2 protein-coding genes and 1 pseudogene are annotated in these 3,092 nt (G+C 75.5%); 2 read left to right on the top strand and 1 reads right to left on the bottom strand.

Features of this window, described 5'->3' with window-relative positions; all coding sequences use genetic code 11:
• Positions 1–499: pseudogene (locus ACFU6K_RS35345) on the bottom strand (hypothetical protein); the annotation flags it as partial.
• A gap of 255 nt (positions 500–754) precedes the next feature.
• On the opposite strand from ACFU6K_RS35345, the gene ACFU6K_RS35340 reads away from it, so the two are divergent.
• Positions 755–2,029 carry an SPFH domain-containing protein gene (locus tag ACFU6K_RS35340; protein WP_380670171.1) on the top strand — a complete coding sequence of 425 codons (1,275 nt, stop codon included), beginning with the start codon at positions 755–757 and terminating at the stop codon, positions 2,027–2,029.
• Positions 2,026–3,021 carry a C40 family peptidase gene (locus ACFU6K_RS35335; protein WP_380670169.1) on the top strand — a complete coding sequence of 332 codons (996 nt, stop codon included), beginning with the start codon at positions 2,026–2,028 and terminating at the stop codon, positions 3,019–3,021. Before ACFU6K_RS35340 ends, ACFU6K_RS35335 begins: the two co-directional genes overlap by 4 nt.
• Positions 3,022–3,092: the final 71 nt, after the last annotated feature.

Below are 3,092 nucleotides of genomic sequence, written 5' to 3'. Positions count from 1 at the left end.
CCGCCAAGCCGAGCCCGAGTGCCCAGGGGGCGGCGGTCGCCTCGCCGACTCCGTCCGTCGTGGCGGCGGCGCCCGCGGTGGCGCCGGTTGCCGTTCCGCCGGTGGGCGCTGGGCCGGTGACGGCGAGTCCGGTGGGCTCCGATCCGTCGGCGGGCCCGTCGGCGGTGCCGTCGAGGGCGACTCCGGGGTCCGCGAAGACCGTGGTGGCCGCGCCCGCCGCTTCCACCAGGCCCGTCGTCCCGATCCCTTCGACCGCCGTGGCCGTCTCGTCGAACCTGCCCCCCGCCATCGGCCCCGGCGCCCCGGCTGCGGTCGTCGTCGCGGTGAAGCCCGCGCCCTCGCCGGCCGGAGCCGCCGACCCGGTCGACTCCGCCGGGCCCGCCGGGGACGCGGTACCGCCGTTGGCGGCGCCGCCGGCGGAGACCGCGCAGGGCGCGTCCGGGCGGTCCGGGGCGGCCGGCTGGCGCGGTGGAATCGCCGGATTCCTGTTGGTGCTCACCGGCCTCGGGCTGATCACCCGTCGGGTGTTCGCCCGGAGGCCAGGTGCTCCTCGGCGCTGAACTGCGCCGAACTGTCCCGACCATCAGTTCATGTGCCTGCGCGTCAGGTCGGCTTTGGATGATTCGTCAGTAAATGTCGACACACATCGGCTCAAATGTCGCATTTGATGACGTATGAACTTAGCCTGACCCTGGCACTGCCCGTCAGATCCGGGCCGCCCGTTGCGCGACACACCGACCCAGAGGATCCGTGCATGGACGTCACCCGCGATTCTTCGCAGCGACCCGACAACCTGCCCAAGGCGCTCCCGCCGGCCCTGCCGGAACGTTCCGCCGTCGGCTCCAGCCCGCTGGCCGGGACCACCGCCGTCAAGACCGTCAAGCCGGGCGGCCCGGCCGACAGCGGTCCGGCGACCACCCCGCTGGCCGTCGTCCCGAGCCCGTCCCACGGCGGCATGGCGGACCTGAGGGACCCGCTGGAGTCGGCCGCCCCGGAGACCGTCGAACTCCTGGACCCCACGGTGGCCGGGGCCGCGACCGCCACCACCTCCCGGCGCCCGCCGCGCGCCGACCAGGCGCTGCGCGAGCAGCGCGCCACCGCGCTGCCCGGCTGGCTGGCCCTGCTGGCGGTGCTGATCGGCGTGGGCGGTGTGCTGCTCGTGCTGCTGCGCACCGGCGTCATCCCGTACTGGGACGCGCTGCCCGACCTGCGCGGCAGCGCCGCGCGGGAGAGCGGCCGGGTCGAGGTGGACGCGCCGTGGATCGCCGCGGTCGCCGCCGCCGGCCTGCTGGTGGTGTTCACGCTCGCCGGGCTGCTGGCCAACGCGGGCGGCGAGACCCGGGTGCTGACCCGCTGGGGCCGCTACCGGGGCACCGTCCGCCGGACCGGCCTGGTCTGGGTCAACCCGCTGCTGCGCCGCCGCCGGGTGGACGTGCGGCTGCGGCACTGGCGCAGCGAGCCGGTCAAGGTGGTGGACCGCACCGGCACGCCGATCGTGGTCCGGCTGCTGATCGTCTGGCGGGTCAAGGACACCGCGCGGGCGCTGCTCGCGATCGAGGACCACGAGAGCTACCTGCGCGAGCAGGTCCAGGCCGTGCTCACCCGCACCGCGTCCACCCTGCCCTGCGACAGCAACGCCGCGCCCGGCCCCGCGCTGCGCGACGGGCAGTGGTTCGCCGACGAGATGACCAGGGCGCTGGCCGCCGAGGTCGCCCCGGCCGGCCTGGAGGTCTACTCGGTGCAGCCGCTGGCCCTGGACTACGCGCCCGAGGTGGCCGAGTCGATGCGCCGGCGCAGACTGGCCGACCTGGACGCGGGCCTGCGCACGGTGCTGGTGGACGACGCCGTGGAGGCCGCGGCGCTCGCCGTCCGCCGGCTGGAGCGGGCCACCGCGCACGAACTGGACGAGGCCGCCCGCAGCGCGCTGATGGAACAGCTGCTGGTCGCCTTCGTCGCCCCGGCCGGAGTGGCCGCCTCGGTACCGTCCCCGGCCGCCCGTGCCGGGCGGAAGGAAGGACGACCCGCATGAGGATAGCCACCGGCGCGTACGCCGAGTCCGGTACCGGCCCCGACGGCGATCCCGGACTGATCGGCTTCGAGGAGCGCCTCGGCAGCATCCCCGCGCTCGCGGGCTGCGGCTGCCCGAACTGCGTCGTCCGGCCGCGCACCGCCCGCTCCGCGGCGGCGGCCGGCGGCAGCCGAATACACCGGGCCGTGCGGAGCACCTGCCTGGCCACCACCGTGCTGGCGGGCGCCGGCGTCGTCGGCCTGACGGCCGGCGCCGGATCCGCGCACGCCGCGGCCGGGAAGCAGGGCTGGGACGGCTCGAAGTACTGGTTCAAGAACGGCTCCGGCGAGTGGCGTTGGACCAGCCACCAGGACGTCTACGCGAGCCGCACCGGGCAGTCCGGCGGCTCCGCCGGCTCCTCCGGTTCCTCCGCTCAGGCCGTCTCCAACGGCTCGGCCTCCTCCGCCGGCATGCGCCAGGGCTGGGACGGCTCGAAGTACTGGTTCAAGAACGGCAGCGGCGAGTGGCGTTGGACCAGCCACTACGACGTCTACGTGAGCCGCACCGGGCAGTCCGGCGGCTCCGCCCGGACCCCCGCGCAGCCCGCGCCCCCCGCGAGCCGTCCGTCGGCGAACCCCGCACCGGCCTCCGGGAGCATGGAGTCGGCCATCGACTACGCGCTCGCCCAGCTGGGCAAGCCGTACGTCTGGGGCGGCAACGGCCCGTCCGGCTACGACTGCTCGGGGCTGGTCCAGCAGGCCTACCGGCGCGCGGGGATCAGCCTGCCGCGGGTGGCCGACGACCAGTACGCGGCGACCACGCCGATCAGCGCCGGGCAGCTGCGCCGCGGCGACCTGGTGTTCTGGTCCGACAGCGGCCGGGCCTCGGGGATCCACCACGTGGGGATCTACCTCGGCGGCAACAAGTTCGTGGAGGCTCCCCGGCCGGGCACGACCGTCCGGATCTCGACCCTCAGCCAGGGCTACTACCCCACCCACTTCGGGCGGCCGTGACCGCTCGGCCGTGACCGCTCGGCCGTGACGCCGAAGGCCGTACCGGCGAAGGCCGTACCGGGCCCCGACAG

This window comes from Kitasatospora sp. NPDC057512 (assembly GCF_042802135.1).
GTDB lineage: Bacteria > Actinomycetota > Actinomycetes > Streptomycetales > Streptomycetaceae > Kitasatospora.
This window is presented reverse-complemented; position numbering and strand designations above follow the sequence as displayed.

Excerpts from the sequence above, each read along its gene's own strand:
- ACFU6K_RS35340 (WP_380670171.1), top strand. The coding sequence starts at position 755 with ATGGACGTCACCCGCGATTCTTCGCAGCGACCCGACAACCTGCCCAAG.
- ACFU6K_RS35335 (WP_380670169.1), top strand. The coding sequence starts at position 2,026 with ATGAGGATAGCCACCGGCGCGTACGCCGAGTCCGGTACCGGCCCCGAC.